This window comes from Mesorhizobium terrae (assembly GCF_008727715.1).
Taxonomy (GTDB): Bacteria; Pseudomonadota; Alphaproteobacteria; order Rhizobiales; family Rhizobiaceae; genus Mesorhizobium; species Mesorhizobium terrae.
This window is the reverse complement of record NZ_CP044218.1, coordinates 803,085-825,133: the sequence shown is the minus strand read 5'-3', so window position 1 is coordinate 825,133 and position 22,049 is coordinate 803,085. Positions and strand designations below refer to the sequence as shown.

23 protein-coding genes and 1 pseudogene are annotated in these 22,049 nt (G+C 63.2%); 21 read left to right on the top strand and 3 right to left on the bottom strand.

Translation table 11 applies throughout. The features are described 5' to 3' along the window. Window positions 1-4: 4 nt before the first annotated feature. Window positions 5-1,216, bottom strand: a complete 1,212-nt coding sequence (locus tag FZF13_RS05060; protein ID WP_065997684.1) for an aminotransferase class I/II-fold pyridoxal phosphate-dependent enzyme — start codon at window positions 1,214-1,216, stop codon at window positions 5-7. Between the two features lie 52 nt (window positions 1,217-1,268). Further along, window positions 1,269-2,099 (bottom strand): phosphoenolpyruvate mutase, encoded by an 831-nt coding sequence (gene aepX, locus FZF13_RS05055; protein WP_395408872.1) that lies wholly within the window; start codon window positions 2,097-2,099, stop codon window positions 1,269-1,271. Between the two features lie 388 nt (window positions 2,100-2,487). Between aepX and FZF13_RS05050 the strand changes: the two genes are divergently transcribed. The 5 genes and pseudogenes from FZF13_RS05050 to FZF13_RS29265 all read left to right on the top strand — a co-directional run. Continuing rightward, window positions 2,488-3,309, top strand: coding sequence for an IclR family transcriptional regulator (locus FZF13_RS05050; RefSeq protein WP_065997682.1), 822 nt, complete (start codon window positions 2,488-2,490; stop codon window positions 3,307-3,309). A 135-nt stretch (window positions 3,310-3,444) separates the two neighbouring features. Next, the gene (locus tag FZF13_RS05045; RefSeq protein ID WP_083237714.1) at window positions 3,445-4,335 is read left to right on the top strand and encodes a substrate-binding periplasmic protein; all 891 of its coding nucleotides are present in this window, start codon (window positions 3,445-3,447) and stop codon (window positions 4,333-4,335) included. A 16-nt stretch (window positions 4,336-4,351) separates the two neighbouring features. Then, complete coding sequence (locus FZF13_RS05040; RefSeq protein ID WP_065997681.1) at window positions 4,352-4,993, top strand: amino acid ABC transporter permease; 642 nt, start codon at window positions 4,352-4,354, stop codon at window positions 4,991-4,993. Next, a complete protein-coding gene (locus FZF13_RS05035) occupies window positions 4,990-5,712 on the top strand; it encodes an amino acid ABC transporter permease (RefSeq protein ID WP_065997679.1) in 723 nt (240 codons plus the stop codon). Before FZF13_RS05040 ends, FZF13_RS05035 begins: the two co-directional genes overlap by 4 nt. Window positions 5,713-5,718: 6 nt before the next feature. Further along, window positions 5,719-6,648 (top strand): annotated as a pseudogene (locus FZF13_RS29265) (C45 family autoproteolytic acyltransferase/hydrolase); the annotation flags it as partial. 118 nt (window positions 6,649-6,766) lie between these two features. Here FZF13_RS29265 and FZF13_RS05025 read toward each other — a convergent pair. Next, window positions 6,767-7,939, bottom strand: coding sequence for a hypothetical protein (locus tag FZF13_RS05025; protein WP_065997677.1), 1,173 nt, complete (start codon window positions 7,937-7,939; stop codon window positions 6,767-6,769). A gap of 227 nt (window positions 7,940-8,166) precedes the next feature. Here FZF13_RS05025 and alr point away from each other — a divergent pair, with 227 nt between their 5' ends. The 16 genes from alr (at window position 8,167) to FZF13_RS04945 (ending at window position 22,032) form a co-directional block, all read left to right on the top strand. After that, window positions 8,167-9,381: an alanine racemase gene (gene alr / locus FZF13_RS05020; protein ID WP_065997674.1), complete on the top strand. Its 1,215-nt coding sequence runs from the start codon at window positions 8,167-8,169 to the stop codon at window positions 9,379-9,381. Between the two features lie 2 nt (window positions 9,382-9,383). Then, a complete protein-coding gene (locus tag FZF13_RS05015) occupies window positions 9,384-10,268 on the top strand; it encodes a DMT family transporter (protein ID WP_065997673.1) in 885 nt (294 codons plus the stop codon). Between the two features lie 424 nt (window positions 10,269-10,692). Continuing rightward, window positions 10,693-11,655, top strand: a complete 963-nt coding sequence (locus tag FZF13_RS05010) for an ArdC family protein (RefSeq protein ID WP_065997672.1) — start codon at window positions 10,693-10,695, stop codon at window positions 11,653-11,655. A 51-nt stretch (window positions 11,656-11,706) separates the two neighbouring features. Further along, window positions 11,707-12,126 (top strand): DUF2958 domain-containing protein, encoded by a 420-nt coding sequence (locus FZF13_RS05005; RefSeq protein ID WP_065997668.1) that lies wholly within the window; start codon window positions 11,707-11,709, stop codon window positions 12,124-12,126. A 75-nt stretch (window positions 12,127-12,201) separates the two neighbouring features. Beyond that, window positions 12,202-13,932: a ParB/RepB/Spo0J family partition protein gene (locus FZF13_RS05000; RefSeq protein ID WP_065997666.1), complete on the top strand. Its 1,731-nt coding sequence runs from the start codon at window positions 12,202-12,204 to the stop codon at window positions 13,930-13,932. Between the two features lie 538 nt (window positions 13,933-14,470). After that, window positions 14,471-14,794, top strand: a complete 324-nt coding sequence (locus FZF13_RS04995) for a DUF736 domain-containing protein (RefSeq protein ID WP_065997665.1) — start codon at window positions 14,471-14,473, stop codon at window positions 14,792-14,794. 197 nt (window positions 14,795-14,991) lie between these two features. Then, window positions 14,992-15,252 carry a DNA -binding domain-containing protein gene (locus tag FZF13_RS04990; protein WP_065997664.1) on the top strand — a complete coding sequence of 87 codons (261 nt, stop codon included), beginning with the start codon at window positions 14,992-14,994 and terminating at the stop codon, window positions 15,250-15,252. Between the two features lie 125 nt (window positions 15,253-15,377). After that, a complete protein-coding gene (locus FZF13_RS29260) occupies window positions 15,378-15,719 on the top strand; it encodes a transcriptional regulator domain-containing protein (protein ID WP_245317486.1) in 342 nt (113 codons plus the stop codon). Then, on the top strand, window positions 15,640-16,143 hold the full coding sequence (locus tag FZF13_RS04980; RefSeq protein ID WP_245317485.1) for a DUF2285 domain-containing protein: 504 nt from the start codon (window positions 15,640-15,642) through the stop codon (window positions 16,141-16,143). Before FZF13_RS29260 ends, FZF13_RS04980 begins: the two co-directional genes overlap by 80 nt. A 129-nt stretch (window positions 16,144-16,272) precedes the next feature. Continuing rightward, window positions 16,273-16,554, top strand: coding sequence for a helix-turn-helix transcriptional regulator (locus FZF13_RS04975; protein WP_065997663.1), 282 nt, complete (start codon window positions 16,273-16,275; stop codon window positions 16,552-16,554). Between the two features lie 18 nt (window positions 16,555-16,572). Further along, on the top strand, window positions 16,573-17,688 hold the full coding sequence (locus FZF13_RS04970) for a replication initiator protein A (RefSeq protein ID WP_083237709.1): 1,116 nt from the start codon (window positions 16,573-16,575) through the stop codon (window positions 17,686-17,688). After that, complete coding sequence (locus tag FZF13_RS04965) at window positions 17,685-18,203, top strand: DUF2840 domain-containing protein (protein WP_065997661.1); 519 nt, start codon at window positions 17,685-17,687, stop codon at window positions 18,201-18,203. Before FZF13_RS04970 ends, FZF13_RS04965 begins: the two co-directional genes overlap by 4 nt. Beyond that, a complete protein-coding gene (locus FZF13_RS04960) occupies window positions 18,200-18,739 on the top strand; it encodes a S26 family signal peptidase (RefSeq protein ID WP_083237721.1) in 540 nt (179 codons plus the stop codon). Before FZF13_RS04965 ends, FZF13_RS04960 begins: the two co-directional genes overlap by 4 nt. 46 nt (window positions 18,740-18,785) lie before the next feature. Then, window positions 18,786-19,121, top strand: coding sequence for a DUF736 domain-containing protein (locus tag FZF13_RS04955; protein ID WP_065997657.1), 336 nt, complete (start codon window positions 18,786-18,788; stop codon window positions 19,119-19,121). Between the two features lie 4 nt (window positions 19,122-19,125). Continuing rightward, complete coding sequence (locus FZF13_RS04950) at window positions 19,126-20,046, top strand: lytic transglycosylase domain-containing protein (RefSeq protein WP_065997652.1); 921 nt, start codon at window positions 19,126-19,128, stop codon at window positions 20,044-20,046. 243 nt (window positions 20,047-20,289) lie between these two features. Then, window positions 20,290-22,032, top strand: coding sequence for a relaxase/mobilization nuclease domain-containing protein (locus FZF13_RS04945; protein WP_065997650.1), 1,743 nt, complete (start codon window positions 20,290-20,292; stop codon window positions 22,030-22,032). Window positions 22,033-22,049 lie beyond the last annotated feature (17 nt).

Here is a 22,049-nt window from a genome sequence, read left to right as displayed (position 1 = left end):
TTCCTTAAGCTACGTTGCGAGTTGCTCCGGTCCACGCGTCAAAAACTCCGACGAGCCTCTCCAGCCCGAGCGCGAGCTTGTCGTGGTCAATTCCGTAAGAGAGACGCAGCCCCATCGGGTCTCCGAAGGCGCTGCCCGACACCCCTGCCACTCCGGCCTGGGCGAGGAGAGCATTGACGACATCGTCCGCGGTTCGTGGGGCGGTGGAAATTGCGCCACTGTCAGCGAGCTCCCGGAGGTCGAGATAGAAGTAGAACCCGCCCTGTGCCTTCGGCAGCGGGGCAATCGCCTGGCGCGACAGGATGTCCAGTCCGAGCCGCCGGGCCTGGGTCAACTGCTCGGAGAGATGTCTTTCATAACTGCCGTCGCCGCGTCGCAGGTGTTCCAGGACGGCATGCTGGGCGATCACATTCGGGTTCGATGTCGTGTGGGACTGGAGTGCTTTGACGGCGTCGATCACGCTTTTTGGAGCGGCCAGGTAGCCAATTCGCCAGCCCGTCAAAGCAAGCGTCTTGGAAAACGCATTGATGATGATGGTGCGCGAGCGCGCTTCCGGCACGAGCGAGACAATTGGATGATGGGCGTGCGGTGCATGCGCGAATGCGCCGTAGCATTCGTCAAAGATGATCCAGAGATCGCGGCGGATTGCCAGGTCGGCGATCTGTTCCAAAGTGCTCTGGTCATAAACGACGCCCGTCGGATTGCTGGGCGTGTTGACCACGATCGCGCGCGTCTTCGGCGTGATGGCGCCTTCGATATCCTCGGCTCTTGGAACATAGCCGTGGTCGCGCGTGTCGACATGCACCGGCCGCCCGCCGGCAATCAGCACCTGCGCCGGGAAGGTCGTCCAATATGGACTTGGGATGATGACTTCGTCGCCCGGGTCCAGCAGGACCATCGCGGCGTTGAAAAGCGCTTGTTTGGCACCGTTCGTGACGGCGATCTCTTCGCCATGCCAAACCTGCCCGGTTTCGCGGGCGACCTTTGCGGCGAGCGCTTCACGCAGTTCGCGAAGCCCGACGGTGTCGGTATAGCGGTTCTCGCCGCGTTCAATGGCGGCCAGCGCGCCCTCGCGGACGCTCGGCGCGAGATCGGACCATATTTCTCCTGCGGTGAGGTCGATGACCTCCTTGCCGGCATCGGATGCCGCCTTGGCGGCTGCGCGCGCGGCAGCCGTCCCCGACGACGCAAAAAGCTTCGTACGCTGTGCCAACATTGTCGGCCCTCGTGAGTTGTTGTGACTGATGGTGGGCGGAACCGGCCCAGTGCTACTCGGCCGCGACCGCGACCGAAGGAAGGTAGCGCGTCTCGGCCTCCGCCAGTTCGCGGTAGTTGAGCAGGTCGAACACATCGTCCAGCGTGGCGACCTCGTTTTCGATGCCGGCGATCGTTCCTTCGCGAAGGATGCGTTCGCAGACCTGGCGCATGGCCGAGACGGCCGCGCGCATGTTGTGGTTGGCCCAGATCACCGTCGAGATCTTGGCCGCACGGTACTCATCGACGGGCGTGCGGTAGTATTTGGTCGGGACGATCACGAGGGGCAGGCGATTGCTCCATTCCCGGGCGAAGGCCAGGATCTCGCCGGCGTCCGACTTACGCGAGTGGATGAGGATCGCATCGGCGCCGGCGTCCGCATAGGCATGCGCACGCATCAGCGCTTCCTGTTGGTCGTAACCCGCGATCAGCGCCTCGACGCGTGCGACCAGAACAAAGTCCTCGGAACCAAGCGTGTCCTTCACCGCGCGCAGCCGTCCGCAGAACTCACTGATTTCCGCCAGCGGGTGACGGTCACCGACAAAGGAGTTCATCTTGGGGAAGCCCTTGTCCTCGAGGCAGACACCGGCCGCGCCGTGCTGGAAGAGCTTCCTGGCCGCGAGCCTGGCATTGTTGAAATTGCCGAAGCCGCTGTCTCCATCCACCAGGATGGGGATTGAGGCTGCATCGGCCATCCGCTCGACGACTTCGACGAGCTGTGTCCAGGATGCTTCATTGGCATCGCGGTAACCGAGGCTCGAGGCAATCGATAGGCCGGAAGCCCAGAGGCCCTTGAAGCCCGCGCGTTCCGCGATGGTTGCTGAAAGCGCGTCATGCGCTTCCATGATGAAACCGAGCGTATTGGCCTGGATTATTCCGCGCAGGCTTGGCCTGGCTGCTGCCGAAACGGCTGTGGTTGAAAGGCCGGATTCTCCAACGTACGACATCGCTGCTCGCTCCCAGATGAGGTGCACTGCCGTTCGTGCCGACAACTCAAGCATGAGGCGTTTCTGCGGCCTTGTCAGGGGCCCACTGATTGGGAAGCGCCACAATTCGCTTGAGCGTCACCGAACTGTCATACGTTATTCACACCATATTATGGTTGTCAATTCAAAAAATATCCAGATTATGGATTGCTCTTTTAGCCGGCTACGGGATCGTTGGCATAGACTTGTCAAGCCAGGCGGTATGAGGCATTGGGGAGATAACTGGGTTCTGAGATACACGCTGCGGATGCCAAAGACAGTCAACGAGACGGAACTGGCGAGCGGGGCGCAACTCCTGGACCGCGCGGTGGCGGTGCTGAATTTCGTCGGCCAGGCGGCGCGGTCGGGCGGCGCCAGTATCGCCGACATCAGTGAGGGGCTGAATCTCAAACAACCGACCGCGCATCGGATTGCCGTCGCCCTCGAACGTCATCGCTTGATCGATCGCGACAGCCTCACGAAGCGCTATAGGCTCGGGCTGGGGCTTTTTGTGCTGGGTGTCCGTGCCGCTGACGAGTCCGGCCTGCGCACGCTGGCACAGCCGGCGCTAACGCGCATCGGCGCGGCCACCGGCGACACCGTCTTCCTGATGGCACGCTCGGGGGTCAGCGCGATCTGCGTGGATCGCCACCAGGGCAGCTATATGATTGACAGCCTCACCGGCGGAATAGGCGGGCAGATACCGCTCGGCGTCGGTTCGGCCAGCCTGGCGATCCTGGCTTCATTGCCGCCGCCGGAGGCTGACGCCATCATCGAGGCGAACTCGCCACTCTATCCGCAGCATCATGGTCTGACAGCAGGCCGCGTCCGCAGCTTGCTGCCGGCAATACGCCAGGAAGGGTACGCCCTCGACAGGGGCGATCTGGTGGCCGGGATCTCGGCGTTCGCCGTCGCGATCAGCCCCGGGCAAAGGCCGAGCGGCGTGGCAATCGCCGTGAACATGACCAGCGCCAGACTGTCCCAAGACCGGTTCGAACAGTTGCTTCCATTGGTCAGACGGGAAGTGCAGCAGCTTGAAGAGCAGATCAATCCGCTGGAGATCATGTTCCGGCAACGCCCGGCCAGATGAACGCCGAAGCCCCTGCGACGTCGCAATTCGTGACGCTTCGCGCACGTTTACAAGTAAGCCGGCAAGGTTTAGAGTTCACTCATATTATGGATATCGGTAGGCTGGATTCCCCTTTCGTATGGAGTGTTGGGGCAGATGGTTTGCGATCGGCATGCGACTGGAACCTGCCTGGGTATCGCGCTCTGCGTGCTGATGGCCGTGTTGCTTTCGAAAGCCGCCCTTGCATTGGAACGATACCAGTTGAGCGTGCCGGGAACGCTGAGCGTTGCGATTACCGGCGACATGCCGGGTCTTGTCGCGCTCGATGGCAAGCTGTCGGGCTACGACGGTGAAATCCTCCAGATGGCGGCGACGCGGCTTGGCCTCAAGATAAGGCCGGTTCCGATGGAATGGTACGGCGCGATCGCTGCGACCCAGTCCGGCCAGGTTGACATCATCGGCGGCAACGTCGCCTGGACGCGGCAGCGGGCCGACGTGCTGACCATGACCGATCCCACAGCCTACTTCCAGAACGGCATTACCCAGAAGATCGGGCAGAACTGGAACAGCCTGGCGGATCTTGAGAACAAGAAGGTCGGCTCGATGATCGGCTTTGGCTTTCTGGTTGAACTGCGCAGGCTGCCCGGCCTGCAGCTCATGCTCTACGACACGCCGGACGCGGCAATGCGTGACCTGGTCATCGGTAGGATCGACGCCATGATCGGCGACCCGCCGGCCATCGACTACGCGATTTCGCGCAATCCGGACTGGAAGCTGCACACGGTCCCCTTCATCGACAACAATCCTGACTTCCCCTTGTTGACGAGCACCGGCCGGCAATATGTCTTTGGTCTCTCCAAGAACAATCAGGCGCTCGCCGATGACCTGAGCCGCGAGATCAGGCTGCTGTGGTCGGATTGCGAGGTCAGGCTGATCGGCAAGCATTATGGCCTGTTGAGCGACACGAACTTCGTGCCCTCGGCGGACAATTTCCGCGCCGGCGTCGACAGACCAGCCGACTGGGCCGCACCGCGTTGTCGGCAATAGCGAGCGGGGGTGAGCGGTGATCGACCTCGGCGTTGTCCTGTTGATCCTGCTGGACGGTGCAAGGATCACCGTCATCATCGCCTTGGGCGCGCTGGTCCTGGCGATTGCACTCGGCTTTTCTCTGGCTTCCGCCAGTTTCCTGCTCCGATCCCGTCTCGTCGACACTCTCATTGCGATCTATGCCGGGATCCTGCACACCATTCCCAGCCTGATCTGGCTGCTTCTGGTGTATTTTGGCCTGGCTCACATCGGGATCAGGCTCCCGCCGGTGCCGGCAGCCACGGCAGGACTGGGCATCATAGGGTCGGCGATGCTTGTGGAGGTTTTTGCCACGGCATTCCGGTCGGTGGCGGCAAAACAGAGCGAGCCGGCGCTTGCGCTGGGCCTTTCCCGCCTCCTGGCCTTCAGGCTGGTGATCGTCCCCAATTCCTGGCGAATAAGCCTGCCGCCGCTCGGCAACTATGCGCTCGCCCTCGTCAAGGACACGACGCTGGCCGCGGCAATCGCTGCGCCGGAGCTCATGTTCCAGGCGCGCGCGTTGGTGAACCGCACGTTCGAGACGGGACTGATCTATGGGCTGGCGGCATGCATCTATCTCGGCGTCGCCTTCATCCTTTTCCGCCTGACAAAGCGCTTTGAACAGGTGGCGAGCCAATGATGGAAGGCATTGCCTTGTATCTTGCGGACTGGGGCCCGCGCCTTTTCGAGGCTGCGTCGCTCACGCTGCTGTTGACCGCGGCAGGCTTTTGCGGCGCGTCCCTGGTCGGCCTTGGCCTGGAAGCCCTGAGGACGTCGCGCAGCGCGAGACTGCGCGGTCTCGTCAACTCGTATGTCTGGGTCTTGCGCGCCATACCGCTGCTGATCGTTCTCTACGTGCTTTACTTCGTCCTGCCCGGCTTCGGCTTGACGCTGTCGCCTTTCCTGGCGGGCACGCTCGGCCTTGTCCTTGTGCACGGCGCCTATCTGGCCGAGGTGCTGCGCGCCGGCATGCAGGCCGTGGAGCAGGGTCAATGGGAAGCCGCGCGCGCCGTTGGACTGTCTCGTCTCCTCAGCCTGCGGCTGGTCGTCATTCCCCAGGCCGTGCGCCATATGTCCGGACCACTGATCGTTGCCTTGATCTGCGTGCTCAAGGACAGCTCCGTCTGCGCCCTGATCGGCGTCAACGAGCTGACATTGACCTCCCGGGCGATCATGTCCGAGAGCTTCATGCCGCTGCATGTCTTCCTGCTCGCAGGCCTTTTCTACCTTGCGCTCGGCTGGCCGGCTTCGCTGCTCGCACGCGCGATCGAGCGGCGGACGAACAACCATCGCTGCCCGCAACCGCAGCGCTTGCGAGCGCCCAGGCGGCGGGCGCGCCTGGCGCCTCTGGCCAGGTGAGGGCCAATGGCGCGAGCCCCTTTTCCGGTTGTGGTCCTGCAAGGCGCGCCCTATGAGCGCGGCCATCAGCATGGAACCGCTTTCCAGCGTGATATCGTCTCTGACCTGGACCGGCTTGCCAGGTCTGTTCCAGCGCGCGTCCTGGTCAGGACACGACGCGAGGCGGAGGCGTCTTGGCGAACCCTGAATTTGCTCGCGCCTGCCATAGCCGCCGAAATCGAGGGAATCGCCGACGGCGCGCATTGTGCGGCCGAGGATATCTTCCTCAACAGCGGCTTCGAGTTTTTCGGGGAGCCGGCGCCGACCGGCTGCAGTGCGTTCGCCTTCAAGGGCGAGCGCGGCGCGGTTGTTGGCCAGAATTGGGATGCACCGCACGGCGCGAAATCCGGCCTGGTGCTTTTCGTGCACTTGGACCCGGACGGCTTTCAATTGGCCACCGTCGCTTCCAGGGGCACGCTGGGCTGGCTCGGCCAGAATGGCCACGGTCTCTGTCTGACGACCAATGATCTGATGCTCGACACAAGGACGGCAGGCCTGCCCAGCCAGGTGGTGCGTCGCATGGTCCTGTCCGAGCCGGATGTGCCGAGCGCACTTCGTCTTCTGCATCGGTTGCCGCATATGGGCGGGCGAAGTTACCTGCTTGGCGATGCCTCCGGACGGATAGCCGCGGTCGAGGTGTCGCCGGCAGCCGGCGTGAAAGCCCTTGCCGGCGCCGGTCCGCTCATCCACACCAACCACGCACTGTTGAGCGAGACGAAGGCCGTCGAGAACCGTGCCCTGCTGCAGCAGATCTATCCGTCGACATATGACCGATATGCCTCGCTTGCCGGTGCAGCCGGGTCCATGCGCTATGTAGCCGACGCCAAGCGCGTCCTGCGCGATCGGACCGGAGCGCCCAATGCCGTTGCAAAGAGCTTCTCGCGCGAGGAAGCGACCGAGACCGCGTGTTCGATCGTGTGCGATCCCACGGCAGGGGTGATCCATGTCTGCCTCGGTCTTCCCTGCGCGGGCGCGTTCGTTGCGCACGGCCTTCCGGCTCGCGACCGCGTCTCGGTCAGGCGGCACTCAGATCCGACTTCGCCAGTTGTGCGTGCCGATATTCAGCAAACCTTGCCGCAAGTTCATTCGCGATCTCCTCGCAATCCGCGAGACGCACAGCTGGGCAGTCGAAGCCGATTTCTTCGCGGATGATCGCGGCGGAATCCGTCGTGAAACGGATGGTGCCATCCGCGTCGACGGACTCGATACCGTCGAATTTCTGGCAGGCGCGGTTGATGGCGACAGCTTCGCCGATCGACAATCCCTCCGGCAGGTCGATGGATATTCCGTCTGGTGAAATCCTGACGGGATAGCCGCCGACTAGACCCAGGGGCCCTGGCGCATGAACGACGCGGTCAACGCCGTCGGCTAGCGACCGCAGCACGGCCGTCGCCGAGGAGGCGGTCACCGATTGCCCGGCCAGACCCTTGACGCGGCGGAAGCGCCCGGCGACGGTGGCAAACACCGCGTCGTGATCGATTGCCTCGGTCGGCAGGACCTCGCCGTCGAGGTAGAAACTCAGATGGTAGGGTGCACCGTCCGTCCCGCCTGAGCTCGGCATCCGGTAGCTCAGGAAGTGATGCGCAAAGAAACGCACGGCGATGCGCCTGACGTCGCAGCCGAGAAGATGGGCCGCCGCCAGCTGGATCCCCGGAACGGCATTGGCGATGTTGCCGATGCCGATCAAGGGGGCGGCGTTTTCGGCTGCGAGCGCCGCATTGGTCACGTCGGGATAGGACGCGTTGACGACCTTGGCCTGCAGGCCGGCCAGGCGGACGGCCTGCATCAGGCGGCGCACCAGAACCAGATGCATGGCTGCCCAGACGCCGCCGCGCGCCTGGTCCAGGCGCTGGAAGGCGGCTTGCGGCAGCTGGGTGATTACCCACCATGAATGCAGCGTCGTTGCGTTGAAGATGATGTCCGGCCGAAGCGCGGTGAGATAGGCGGCCGTCTCGTCGACATTCATCAGGTCGACGGCGGCGACCTGGATGCTGGCGTGGTGGCCGAGATTGGCCGCCGTGTAGCGCGCCAGGTTCGCGCGCAGCGATACTTTCTGGTTATCGCGTGCCGCTATGTGGATGTCGTAGCCGCAGCCGCTCTGGCTCAGAAAATCAAGAACGCCGCCGCCGAGCACGCCGCAGCCGAGTATCAAAATCCTGGTAGGATGATCGCCCGTTTCGAGAGCCATTTTGCGCCTCGCGTCTGAGTTAATGGTTGGTTCAACGCTCCGGACAATGGCAGCCGTTTGTGACAGCACCTTTTAGGACGGTACATACCTCTCACCTTTGAGATCGATACATCTTAAAATCCGATGGCTGTCACTCATCTGAAAGATGCTTGTCATCCACGCTCGATAACTTCGCCACCATCTGTCGGCGCATCGCCAAAATGGGGCGGCAAGGTGGAGAGCAAGGAATGAACCAGGTCGCTAACGTTGCGCGATATCTGCCATTGGACAGCGCGGTCCTGGAGGTCGATCTGGATGCGGTGCGCGCCAACTACATCACGATGACCGGTATTCTCGGCCGCGATGTCACCACTGCCGCGGTCGTCAAAAGTGATGCTTACGGACTCGGCCTGGAACCACTTGCCCGAACGCTGTGGGACGTGGGCTGCACGTCCTTCTTCGTTGCCAATCTGGAAGAAGCATTGAGACTGCGCGCCGTCTGCCCTTTCGCCAGGATCGCGGTCTTCCATGACGACTATGTCCGCTTTAGGCGAATTTACCGGCTGGAAGACATCCAGCCGGTAATCAACACGCCAGAGGAGTTGGATTTCCATTTCCGGACAGCGGCGACCGATCCGTACCTGCTCAATGTCGACACAGGCTTCTCGCGCCTCGGCCTATCCTCGTCGGAGGTTTCGGATTTTTCCAACAAGGAATGGTTTTTCAGGCACCCGCCCCGAATCCTGGTCAGTCATCTGGCCTGCAGCGACCATTCATCGGACGCGATGAATGAAGTCCAGAAGCTGCGATTTGAATCTTTGCGCGCATCGATCCGACCCATGGCCAGCAGCCTGGTGGCTTCCGCCGGCGCGTGGCTCGACACTTCGTTCCACTTCAATCTTGCCCGCATTGGGTCAGCGCTGTTCGGGCTCAACAATGCCGGTATCCGTCCCAATCCGCTGTGTCCCGTCCTTAGCCTGCGTGCCCGCGTCCTTGCCGTTCGCGAGGTTTCCGCACATGAAGCCGTAGGTTATGGAGCGACATTCCGCGCCCGCCGCAACAGCCGGATCGCCATCGTCGGCATCGGCTATGCCCAGGGGCTGCCTTGGGCGTGCGCGGGCAGGATCTCTGTCCGCCTCGGCGCGCATTCCGCTCCCGTGGTGGGGTGCATATCGATGGAATACGTCACGGTCGACGTGACGGACGTGCCGCCTGAACTCTGTGGTCCCGGCACCTGGGCGCAGTTCCTGCATGACGAATTTGACGTCGGCGACCTTGCCGCCGAGATCGGCGTCAATGCTCAGGAGATCGTGATGCGTCTGGGTTCTGGGTGTCTGAAGCGCCATCGGCAAGACGGCAGCGAGGAAGCCGAATTGATCGTATGGCGCCAGCGGCATCCGGCGCCGGAAACGCTGGGCTTTTACCATTCAACCGGCGACCGCGTAGCGCTTGGTGGCGTCTAGGCATGTTCTCCATCAGCAATCGAAACGCAGGTGTGGCCCTGGCCGTCCTTGCGGCGGTTTTCTGGAGCACGGGAGGATTGTTCTCGCGCTTGATCGCTGTCGACAGCTGGACGCTGCTGTTTTGGCGCAGCACCTTCAGTGCCCTTTTTGTGCTGATGTTCTTGACGCTGGTGCTTCGAGAGTCACTGAGCGGCATTGTCGGAAGGCTCACGCCCGCGGCATGGCTGGTTGCAGGCATGTCGTCGACGGCAATGGTCGCGTTCATATTCGCGTTGCGGAACACGACGGTCGCCAATGTCGCGGTCATTCATGCCGGGGCGCCGCTGATCGTTGCGGCCCTCTCCTGGGCTTTGCTCGGCGACAGGCCGCCGTCGGTTGCGCTTATAGCCGGCGTCGCAGCCATAGCGGGCGCCGTTTTGACGGTGGGTGCGTCGGCGCTCTCGGGAGGTGGTTTTACGGGTGATGTTCTCGCGTTAATCATGACCCTGCTGATGGCACTCATGGCCATAGCCATGCGCGGAAACGACCAATTCCCCGTGGCCGAGACTTTGATCCTTTCCAACATATTGTGCGCGGTGGCTGTGTTGCCGTTCTCAAGCCCGCTGGCCGTCGCGTCGAAGGACCTGGCTTGGCTGGCTTCATTCGGGCTTGTGCAGATGACGCTCGGATTTCTTACTTTCGGACTGAGCTTGCGCTATCTGCCGGCGCGCGACGCCGCGCTTATCGGTGCCGTCGAGACCCCGATCGCACCGATCTGGGTCTGGCTTGCTTTCCATGAGGTGCCGGCACAATCCACCATACTCGGTGGGTTGATCATATTCGTCTCGGTTCTGGCTTTCCTGCTCAGCGCCGATCGAAAGCCCGCGAATTCCTATCTCTCGAATTGACGACGTTGGTGTTCTCGTTATGCGTGCATTGCGTGGGCGACAATGTCAAATCGTGGTGTCCTCCGCTTCACCCAAACTTAGCTTTGCCTGACCGTCCAGTATCGTCCTTGCAGCAAGATGGTCCCGGTTTAGGTTGATCGTCTCCGGCGACTTCGTCCCCTCGGCGTAGACAGTTGCAGCGGCCGCCACCCTTTCCGGGTGGCGAAGTTGCTTTGTTTGGGCTCCCGGTGGCGCGGGGTGGGCGGCTCTCCCTTCTAGCCCCGCCGCGGCAGCCCGCAACCCTTCGCTTGCTGCTTCGGGTCCTCCACTTCGTTCCGGTCCTTCGGATGCCTGCCACCTCTGACGGCGGGCCTTTCCGGTCGTTTTCGCCGCCCACCCCGCTTCCGGGGGAGGGCGCAGCGAGATTGCGAGCGGAGATCAGATCATGCGCAGGACCGGCAAGCGTTCAGCCCGAGGCGGGGGTGGTGCAAAAGGCAACCAGCAACCGCAGGCCAGCCTCTATTCAGAAATCACGGACCGCATCATCGCCGATCTCGAACGGGGCTGCGTGCCTTGGGTCAAGCCTTGGGGCAGGGCGAAGGCGGCCATTGGTCTGCCGAAGAATGCCGCCACCGGACGCGGCTATTCCGGGATCAACATCCTCATCCTGTGGGGCGCGGTGATCGAACACGCTTATCCAAGCCAGAACTGGCTGACCTTCCGGCAGGCACTTTCGCTTGGTGGTTCAGTCAGGAAGGGCGAGCACGGCACGACCATCGTGCACGCGGATCGGTTCGTTCCGAAGGATGAGAAGGAACGCGCCGAGGCCCAAGACACCGAGCCGCAGGCAATCCCCTATCTGAAGCGGTTCACCGTCTTCAATGTCGCGCAGTGCGACGGCTTGCCCGAGCATGTCACGAGCGTAACCGAGCCGCTGCCCGAGCGGGAAATCATCCCGCACGCCGAGGCCCTGATGCGGGCTACCGGCGCGGATATCCGCATCGGCGGTGACAGCGCTTTCTACATGCCCGCCAACGATTGCATCCAGGTGCCACCGCAGCCCGCATTTTTCGAGCAGATCAACTACTACCGAACCTGTTTTCATGAACTCGGTCACTGGACCGGGCATCCGACGCGTCTGGCCCGTGATCTCACCGGGGCATTCGGCTCCAAAACCTATGCCCGTGAAGAACTGATAGCCGAGATGGCTGCGGCCTTCGTCTGCTCGGCGCTCGGCATCGCGCCGACGGTGCGCCACTCCGACTATATCGGCTCGTGGCTCACGGCGTTGCGCGAGGACAATCGCGCGATTTTTCGCGCGGCCAGCCTCGCCTCGAAAGCCGCCAATTTCCTGCTCGCCTTCAACAATGGCGTGGCAGGCGATGCTGAGGCGGGCATCGCAGCTTGAGCGCCGGCGCGATTGCACTCAACCCGATCATTCCCACCAAGGAACTTCGCCATGATCCTGATCACGGACGAACTGCGCACACGGCTGCTCGCCAACGGCGCAGCCGAGACTGGAACCAACCATGTCCCGGTTGTGAAACTGTTCAATCCGGTTGGGGCAGCGACATGGCTTTTGACCGAGCTCGACAAGGACGGCGACACGCTATTCGGGCTTTGCGATCTTGGCTTTGGCTTCCCTGAACTTGGCAGCATCAGCCTTGCCGAACTGGAAGCCGTGAAAGGCCCTCTCGGTCTTGGCATAGAGCGCGATCTTTACTTCGCGCCTCACTTTCCACTCACGGTTTATGCCGAGGCCGCGCGCGTCGCTGGCCGTATTGCCGAGGCGGAGCAGCTTTTGCGGCATGCCGCAGAGGCGCTGGCACTTTCCCATTTCGAGCTTCCGCCCGACGAGGCGGATGACAAGCGCCGCTAGATGCAAAGCCGGTCCGCTGCTCGGCCTCCGGCCTCGCGGCAACCAAACGCAACCAGAGCCAAAGGAGAAGAAATCATGCAGCTTGCTCACATTCCTATCGATAGATTGAGTGTCTCCATCGCCAACATGCGGCATTCGAAACGCGCGCCGGATATCTCCGATATCTTGCCCTCCGTCAGGGCGCGCGGCGTGTTGGTGCCGCTGCTGGTCAGGCCGAACGGCACACCGGAGAGCTTCGAGATCGTCGCCGGACGGCGGCGCTATTTCGCGGCAAAGACAGTCGCCGGGGAGCGCGGCGAGGTCGAAGCCTTGCCCTGCGCCATCATGGAAGACGGCGACGACGCCGCCGCGCTTGAGGCGTCGTTGATCGAGAACATCGCCCGCCTCGATCCCGATGAGGTTTCACAATGGGAGACGTTCACGCGCCTGATCGGGCAGGGCCGCACGATCAGCGATGTTGCCGCGACATTCGGCATCACCGAGCTTCAGGTGAGGCGCATTCTGGCGCTCGGGCGTCTGCTGCCCAAGATCCGCGAAGCCTACCGCAAGGACGAGATCGACGCCGAGACGGTGCGTCACCTCACCATGGCCTCCAAGGATCAGCAAAAGCATTGGCTGGAGCTCCTTGCCGATCCCGATCAGTACGCGCCGCATGGCAGGCAGCTGAAGCAATGGCTGTTCGGCGGCCAGTCGATTTCCACAAAGGTGGCGCTGTTTGCCGTCGAGGATTACGGCGGCTTGATCGTCTCCGACCTGTTTGGCGAGGACTGCTATTTCGCCGATGTCGATCTGTTCTGGCGCAAGCAGAACGAGGCAATCGCGGCTAAGCGTGATGCCTATCTCGAAGCCGGTTGGCGCGACGTGGCGGTGCTGGAACCCGGCCAATATTTCCACTCTTACGATCACGAGAAGACGCCGAAGAAAAAGGGCGGCAAGGTGATCATCGCTGTCTCGCAGCGCGGCGAGGTCGAGTTTCATGAGGGCTGGCTGACGCGCAAGGAAGCACGCCGTCTCCGCTTCGATGAACAAGACGGCGAGCAAGTCGAGACACCGGTAAAGATGTCTCGCGCAGAACTCACCGGGCCGATGCAGAACTATGTCGATCTGCATCGGCATGCAGCGGTGCGCGCCGCGCTGTTCGATCATCCGGGTGTCGCGCTCCGATTGATGGTGGCGCATGCGATTGCCGGCTCACACCTGTGGCAAGTACGGCTGGAACCGCAACGCGCTGCAAATCAGGCCATCGCGGAAAGCATCGCCGCAAGCAAAGCGGAAGCTGTTTTCGCCGGAAAACTGCGCGAGGTTCTGACCTTGCTTGGTCGGCTGGATGACGACACGACCATTGCGGGAGGGTACGGCGATGACGTTACCCTCGCCACTATCTTCGTCCAACTGCTTGCGTTGACTGACGAGGATGTCGCGCGGGTGCTGGCTTTTGTCATGGCGGAAACGCTTTGCGCCGGAACGGCAGTCGTCGAGCTTCTCGGCGCGCATCTCAACGTTGATATGGCAACTTGCTGGAAGCCGGACGACGCTTTCTTCGACCTGCTGCGTGACAGGGAAGTCGTCAACGCCATACTTGCCGAGATCGGTGGCAATGAGGTCGCTGACGGCAATGTTTCGGAGAAGGTGAAGACGCAGAAGACCATCATCCGCGACTTCATTTCTGGCCAAAACGGCAGGCAGAAAGTCGATGGCTGGCTGCCGCGCTGGATGAAATTCCCCGTTGAGAGCTACACCGAGCGCGGCGGTTTCCGCACTGCCGATCAGTGGGCTGAGGTCAAGGCGCTGGCCGGGTCCGAGTGACCGTCACATGGCGAGTGGCGGCAGATTGGATTGCCGCCGCTCGCCCCAATCTCAAGTTCAGATCGATTGGCTCAGGCGCTGCCGCCGTAAGCACTGGCCGCTCCATTTTCGGGTGCTGGCATCGCCGCTGATTGCTTCACTCCCACATGCAAATGGTGTTGGAGCGCACGAGCTTTTTTGGGCAGGATTGCGCCAGGTGCCGCGTCGAATGATCCCGCTATTCCTATAGCCTCCGTTGCATCCAGGCTCTGCGCGCGCGCGTTGCCGTGAAATCTCCAACTGCCTTGGCAAGGACCATTTCCCTGCGGCTGGCTTGTTGACCTATGGGCGGATCCGGCCCGCCCGAAACCCTCGACTGACGACTTTTTTCCCCGCCGCCTGCGGCGGCTTCCTCGCGCCGCTTCGCTCCAAAAAAGCCGCCCGCTCGGGTCCTCCGCTGCCGCTGCGGCCCTGCCGGATTCGGGCCGTCCGGACGCGCCCATCACGGTCCGCCATCGCAGGGGAATGGTCCCCGGCGAATACCCAAAGGAGACTTCAAATGACCGCGATCGGTTACGTCACCAAGCAGGAAAACGGCGCCTACAAAGGCCAGCTCAAGACACTCAGCCTCCGCGCCGACATCGACATCGTGCCCAACCAGGCCAAGAGCGCCGACAACCATCCCGACTTCCGGGTGCTGGCGCAGGGCGTCGAAGTGGGCGCCGGCTGGGTCCGGACCGGCGAGGCTTCCGGAAAGGACTATGTGAGCCTGTCGATCGCCGCCCCCGAGTTCGGCCCGCGCAAGCTCTACGCCAATCTCGGCCGCGCCGCCGGCCACGATGACGACGAAACCTACGCCATCATCTGGAACCCGGCCGACTGATCGGCAAGACCGGGCCCCCGCACCGCTCCGGCGCGGGGGCCTCTCCGGTGAGGCTCCGGCATCCGGAGCTTCCATCTGCAGCACGACGAAACCCGATGCGATATGTGCATCGCGTGATGCCTGGAAACCGTGCTCCGACAGAAGGCCTTTCCCGATAAAATGCGGTCCTGGATGCTGACAAGAAGGCTTCTTGCCCCATGATCGAGCCTTATGACGATGCCGCTCCGACCGGCGACGACCTCACCGCTTACGACCAGGCCCATCTCAAACTGTATGCGCGTCTGCTCGACGCCGACAGCGATGGCGCCGACTGGCGGGAAATCGTCAGGATCGTCTTTGGAATCGATCCAGCGCGGGAGCCCCGGCGGGCGGCCACTGTCCATCAAGGCCATCTGGCCAGAGCGCGCTGGATGGCGCGGAAGGGCTATCTTCTTCTTTTGCGCGGATCCCCAGACTGACGCAGGCCTGATGCATAGGTGATGCGACCAGGGCATCGCCCGATGCCCAATGAGGGCCTTCCCCGGGCCGTTGCGGCCAGCAATTCTGCCCACTCCGAAAGCGCATCGTCTGTGGGAACTGCTGCATGAGGCCCGAAGCATCTCAATGGCGCGATCCTGACAGCTACGCCTTTTTCGATGCGCTTTCTGTCGAAGGCCTTGCCTGGGAATGTCTTCGTCGCTGCGAAGACTATTACAGACAATATCACGAGCTGGTGTCTGCCGGTGCGGAGGCCGCGCCCTTGAACCTCGATGCGCAACGGCGTTGGGGGTTGCGATTTCCCGGCCCGGCCAGACCTGTCCGCCCTGTCGCAGACTGTACTTTGGACCCCGTCCGCGAACCCTGCCGTGGTCACCCTTGTCGCCGCCCCGCATTTCCTGTCGACGACCCGGCCTCCGCCATTGGAAGGCTCCAGCGTATACCGTGAAAGTCCCGAAGGACGTCACGCTCTCCATGACGGTCCTGCCGCCACGCAGTTTATCCTTCGTCCTGGCGCGAAACCCGGCGGTGTCGTAGCCGCCCTGATCCCGCTCGACGCCGATGCGTTGGGAAGGATCGAAGCACTCACCCGGTTCTGGCGCTCCTGGCAAAGGCAAACGATACCTGCGGATACGCGCATAACGCCGCAGCGCCGCGCCCGGCTGCGGCTGATGCTGCGGGCCGCAGATGGTCGCAGGAGCGCGGCGAGTTATCGCGAGATCGCCAGGTCGATCTACGGTGAGCCTCGCGTCGCCTCCGAACCCTGGAAGACGTCGGCGCTTCGCGACACGGTGATCGGACTTGTCAAAGGTGGGAGCTCCATGATCGCCGGTGGCTACCTCCAGCTCCTTCGCCACCGCCGCCGACCCTAGGCGCCCTCGGGTGGGGATTTTTGTCTCCCCCAACTTCCCCATCCCCCGTGCCCCGTTCGCTACGCCACCATGGTTGTCATCCGCCGCTGGACGCCAGCGGTCGCCTAACAATCCACGGAGACACGCTCCATGCAGTCCGAACGCGCTATCTTACCCCCGCGCTTTCTGCGCACCAAGGAGGCGGCTCAGTTCCTGAGCCTGTCGGCTCGGACGCTGGAAAAGCACCGCACCTACGGCACCGGCCCGGCCTACCGCAAACTCGGCGGTCGCGTCGTCTATGCCGTCGACGACCTCAAGGCCTGGGCCGATCACGGAGCGGTCACCTCGACATCCGATCCGCGCGGTTCGGTCCTGCCGGCGAAACGTCACGCAGCCGGCCAGCCGCCCTGCATCGATCGATGCACACGCTGATCGTTGGTGAAACTCTTCATGGTGGCGCGGAGCCAGTCCCTTTCCGAGCGCGGGCAGTTCGACCTGTTCAGGGCACTCCCCGGCGATTTCGCAGCCAGAGATGCGCAGGACCTCATGGCCTATCCCTTCTTTTCACTCTCCAAGTCCCACCGCGTCGCGCCGATCGACTTTCGCGGCGGTGATGTCTCGATCCGTGTCGAGGCCGTGCCGGATCACGGCATGGCGACCATCTGGGACGCCGATATCCTGATCTGGGCGGCGAGCCAGATCGTCGAAGCGCGCGATGACGGAATAGCCACTTCCCGGCTGATGGCCGCCACGCCCTACGAAATCCTGACCTTTGTCGGTCGTGGCACGTCGCAGCGGGATTACCGGCGCCTGAAGGCAGCGCTGGATCGTCTCCAGTCGACCACCGTGTGCACATCGATCCGCCAGACGGTCGAAGGGCGGCGCCATCGCTTTTCCTGGATCAACGAATGGCAGGAGCGGACCGATCGCCACGGCAGGCCTGCCGGCATCGAGCTGATCGTACCGGACTGGTTCTACCAGGCCGTGCTGGATGACGCGCTGGTGCTCACCATCGACAGGGCATATTTCGATCTGACGGGCGGGCTTGACCGCTGGCTCTATCGCCTTGTGCGTAAACATGGCGGCCGGCAGCAGGCCGGCTGGCGCTTCGACTTCCGCCATCTCCACCAGAAGTCCGGAAGCCTGTCGCCGTTCAAGCGCTTCGCCTTCGAAATGCGCGATATCGTTCGTCGCCAGCCTTTTCCCGGCTACTGCCTGTTTCTCGAGATCGATATTGGCGGGCGCGTGCTGCTCGCTTTCGAGCCATCCTCCGCGCGGGAGGGGGACGGCGTCGTGCCATCAGGAACCCGAACCATCGTGCCATCGGGAACCGCCGGGTCGTGCTATCGGGAACCCGGGAAGGCCTTAAGCGCTGGAAAGACAACGGGAAATCGTCTCCCTAACTTAGACTCTAACTCAGAATCTAACCGTAAGCGGCGCCGTCGCGGCGTGAACGACGCAGAAAGCATGTGTCCGGACAAGGCTTCAGCGGCAGCCGATCACGGCAACGCCACCAGGCCCGCATGTCCCACCTTCGACCTCCCGACCGAAGGAGACGCCTCATGACCGGGGATGCGAATCGCCGTATGCGCGCCCGTCCGCTGCCGGACGGTCCGAAACCTTTCACGACGCTCGTCGACCTGACCTGGCGCCAACGGCGGATCGAACACTGGATCAGGTTCGGCCGCAAAAGCTACCAGCAGATCCTCGACCGTCACCGCAGCCTCGCCGGTTTCGCACCGGACAGCATCTTCGCCTTCGTGCGATGGGCCGCCAACGACTATGGCACCATCGTTTCGCGCATCGACATCGTGCGCGCCGTCGGACGCGGCGAGCCTTTCCAGACATTGCCCTTCGTCCGGCCTGGAGGCGACATTCTGCTGAAAGCCGAAAGCTGGTCGAGCGTCGAGCGCGTGCTTCAGCGCATCGATGCCATCGAAGCATTGGGCATCGATCCCGTCGAGGTGGATCCGGCTCATTGGCGCCATGTCCACAACCGCCTGCGCGCCGGCGAAACGCCGTCCTCCTATACGCTCTCGCGTCATGAGGCGTGGCTGATGCGCCGAAGGACGAAGCAGTGATGCGCGCCGGCGGCCTTCTCATCTGCGTCTTCGGCACGCTTGGTGTCGGATTTGCGTGCCTTGCACCGATGCCGGTCAAGCTCATATGGAACGCCTCCGCCAGCGTGCCGGTCGGGCTCTATACGGTCGTCGCTAACACGCCGCTGGACGTAGCGGATGTTGTCGCTTTCGTTCCATCGGAACCGCTCGCGAGCTTTCTGGCGGAACGCGGTTATCTGCCGGATGGCCTGTCGCTTCTGAAGCGCGTGCTTGCCATGCCCGGACAACTCGTCTGCCGCACCAACCTGGCGATCACCGTGGATGGTGCCGAGGTCGGTTCTGCGCTCGCGCGCGATCGCGCTGGCCGCGATCTGCCCGCCTGGCAGGGTTGCCGCCGCATCCACAGCGGCGAAGTGTTCCTGATGAACCGGCAGGTCCGCGACAGCTTCGATGGCCGTTACTTCGGGCCGACGACCACGGACCTGCTGCTTGGCGCCGCCGTGCCGTTGTGGACCGACGACGGCAGCGGCCGTTTCCGGTGGCGGCAAACACCTTGAACGCGCGCTCACTCCTACCGACACCCTGCAACAAACGGAGGTTGCCATGACCAATATCGGCGCATTCCAGCAGACCAGGACCGGCTATAGCGGCCGCATCCGTACGCTCGTCCTCGATGCTGACGTCGTACTCATCCCCGCGAACAAGACTGACGCCGACAACACGCCGGACTTCCGCATCCGCCGCGACGACGAAAAAGGTCCGGAGATCGGAGCCGCGTGGAAGGAGACCGGCGACAGGGCCGGTGACTATCTGTCGTTCCAGATCGACGACCCGGCCTTCGCCCAGCCGATCCGTGCCAACCTCTTCCGGTCCGATGACAATGATGATGCATGGTCTCTCCACTGGAATCGCCCGAAGCCGCGAAAAGCGCGGAGCTGACGCCATGCGGTCCCGCGCGGTCCTGACGATCCAGATTCTCATCCCTTTGTTCGCGAAAAAGCCGCTTCATCCCCTCGTCCCGCTCGAGCACGATCCGGTCAGCGCGCGCAGCGCAGGTCAGGGGCGGCGTCCCGCCGGCGCTTTGCGCGCACCCTTGACCGCAGCGAGCACGCTGGCAGGCTTGCGGGTCTGCGGGAAAGGTAAGTACGTACGGCACGCCATTCTCGTGGCGGCCGGTCTGCTCTCGCCCGGCTGCTCAGTGGACCTGGCGCTCGCGCATTCCGCACCGGTCGCACGCGCCACGGCCGTCGATCGTAATGCCGCGCACATCGCGCACGCGTCGCGGCGGTTCGGTATTCCGCAGCGCTGGATTCGTGCGGTGCTCCACGCCGAAAGCGCCGGAAAGGAACGAGCCCTGTCACCGGCGGGCGCGATAGGTCTGATGCAGATCATGCCGCACACCTGGGCTGAACTGCGTACCCGCCACCGGCTCGGCCGCGACCCCTACGATCCGCATGACAACATTCTCGCCGGCACGGCCTATCTGCGTGAGATGTGGGACAGGTATGGCGACGTTAACGCCATGCTCGCCGCTTACAATGCCGGGCCGGCGCGCTATGATCGGCACCTGGCGTCCGGCCGTCCACTGCCTGCGCAAACACGTGCCTATGTCGCCTCGCTTGCAGCGATGCTGGGTGGCGAACGCCCTTCCAAGATCGCGCTGGAAGCGCCTCGTCCGCCGGATTGGCGCGAAGCGGCGATGTTCATCGAGCGGACTATTAGCGCCTCCGTTTCCCATCAGCCGTCTCCTGATCGCTTCCGGAACTCTCCGCGATCAGCTTCCACGGCGACACAGGATAGTTCAGGGGTAGGTCGGCGAGAGGAGATTTTCGTCATCCGCAACGGGCATGCCGGACGGCCATGACCAGCGTTGCGGCTTGGCGTGCGCTTGCGCGTGTTGATGTGTCATGGCGAAGGATTGCTGTGGTGCGCGGTGCCGCGGCCGAGCGACGGCAAGATAAAAGCGCGCACGGTGCGCTTGGGTCGGACGGTTGTTTTTGTTCAGCTTTCTGTCGGGTTTTGCACGGTGCAGCGTATCTGTGCACCGTGTGCTTTCGGTCTATATCTCTGATTTCGCGTCTTGTTTTGCACGTTGCGTGGTCACGCCATGTCCGGTGAGCGCGAATTCCGCATCCGTCCGGGCCGCATCCGCTCAACCCGCGCGCAGCATGGGCGGCCCTTCATCGCCCAGGCGTTGGTGGCGGCGAGGAAGGCGGGCGGTGGCATTCCGCGATCCGGTCACGTTGTGCGCGGTGCCCGCTCGCGCTTCGGTCTTGGCCAGCGCGCAAGCATCCAGGCCAACAGGCTGATCACGTCGCGCAGCCGCGGCGCCGTCGTCAAGGCGCGTGTGGTTCGTCATACGGCGTTCGGCGCACAGCTCGGAACACATCTCGATTATCTGCGCCGCGACGGTGTCACCAGGGAGGGTGAAAAGGGACGGCTGTTCGGACCGGGAACGCAGCCCGCGGACGGTCGCGTCTTTGCCGGGCGCTGCGCGGAAGACCGTCATCATTTCCGCTTCATCGTCTCGCCCGAGGACGCCCGGGAGATGGCCGATCTTAGATCCTTCACCGGCGATCTCGTTGGTCGCATGCAAAAGGATCTCGGGACGCGCCTCGACTGGATTGCCGTCGATCACTGGAACACCGGGCACCCGCATATCCATCTGATCGTGCGCGGCGTCCGCGACGACGGGGAGGACCTGGTCATCGCGCGCAGTTACATCAAGGAGGGAATGCGGGATCGCGCTCGCGATCTCATCACCCAGGAGTTGGGGCCACGGACCGACCTCGATATCCGCCGCAACCTCGAAAGGCAGATCGAGGCGGAACGCTGGACGCAACTCGACCGGCAACTCATGCGCGAGGCTGCCACGACAGGCTTCATCGATCTTGCCCCGCGCGCCGGCCGCCAGCCAGACGAGTTTCACGCACTGAAGATCGGCCGGCTCCGCTTTCTCGAAGTTCTCGGCGCGGCCAGACAGGTCGGTCAAGCGCAATGGTGCATCGAGCCCGAAGCCAAGGTGGTGCTTCGCCAACTCGGCGAGCGCGGCGATATCATAAGGCGCATGCACCGCGCGCTCTCGGAAGTCGGCATTGAACGCGCGGCGGATCGTTATGTGCTGGCGGCGGAAAAGCTCGCTGTCCCGGTCATCGGGCGGCTGGTCGAGCGCGGCCTCGATGATGAGCTGACCGGCACCGCCTATGCCGTGGTCGACGGCGTCGATGGTCGCACCCATCATGTCCGTCTGTCCCACCTGGCGGCTGCGGGAGACAGTGCGCCGGGCTCCATCGTCGAACTCCGCACTTATGATGACGCGCGCGGCGACCGGCGCGTGGCGATCGCCGTCCGTTCCGATCTCGACATCAAGGCACAGGTGAGGGCTTCGGGCGCGACCTGGCTCGATCGGCATACTGTCGCGCGCGAGCCCGTGGCGCTCGCTGACAGTGGCTTCGGTGCCGACGTCAGGAAGGCGCTCGAGCAACGCGCCGATCACCTCATCGGCGAAGGTCTGGCCAATCGCGACAAGGGTGGGCGTGTCGTGTTCGCGCGCCGGCTGCTCGATACCTTGCGCGATCGCGAACTCGCTGCCCTTGGGGACAAGCTCGCCGCCGAGACAGTGTTGCCCTTCCACCGTGGCGGCAGCGGTGAGTTCGTCGCCGGCATCTATCGTCGGCGGTTCGACCTCGCGACCGGCCGCTTCGCCATGATCGACGATGGTCTGGGCTTCCAGCTCGTGCCCTGGTCACCGACGCTTGAGAGAGAGCTCGGCCGCCATGTATCCGGCGTGGCCCGCATCGACGGCGGCATCGACTGGAGCTTTGGTCGCAGGCGGGGGCTCGGCCTCTAGGCCTCATCAGCAAGGAG